This window comes from Aliivibrio sp. 1S128, assembly GCF_001691065.1.
Classification (GTDB): Bacteria; Pseudomonadota; Gammaproteobacteria; order Enterobacterales; family Vibrionaceae; genus Aliivibrio.
In genome coordinates, this window is sequence record NZ_MAJV01000012.1 from 1 (window position 1) to 307 (window position 307).

The following is a 307-nucleotide window of genomic DNA, read 5'->3' on the forward strand; positions in this document are numbered from 1 at the left end:
CTCCGTTGGGAAACGAGTTAGTTAAGTATAAAAATCCCCGTTGGAGGGGTTCCCGAGTGGCCAAAGGGAGCAGACTGTAAATCTGCCGCGTAAGCTTCGATGGTTCGAATCCGTCCCCCTCCACCATTATTCTTCTTAGTCGTTATTAACGAATAAGATAACTTGATTGCTCCGTTGGGAAACGAGTTAGTTAAGTATAAAAATCCCCGTTGGAGGGGTTCCCGAGTGGCCAAAGGGAGCAGACTGTAAATCTGCCGCGTAAGCTTCGATGGTTCGAATCCGTCCCCCTCCACCATTATTCTTCTTA

At 47.9% G+C, this 307-nt stretch carries 2 tRNA genes; both read left to right on the forward strand.

What is annotated here, in order from left to right:
- Positions 1-42 precede the first annotated feature (42 nt).
- Positions 43-126: transfer RNA gene (locus A6E03_RS03465), tRNA-Tyr, on the forward strand.
- Between the two features lie 85 nt (positions 127-211).
- Positions 212-295: transfer RNA gene (locus tag A6E03_RS03470), tRNA-Tyr, on the forward strand.
- Positions 296-307: the final 12 nt, after the last annotated feature.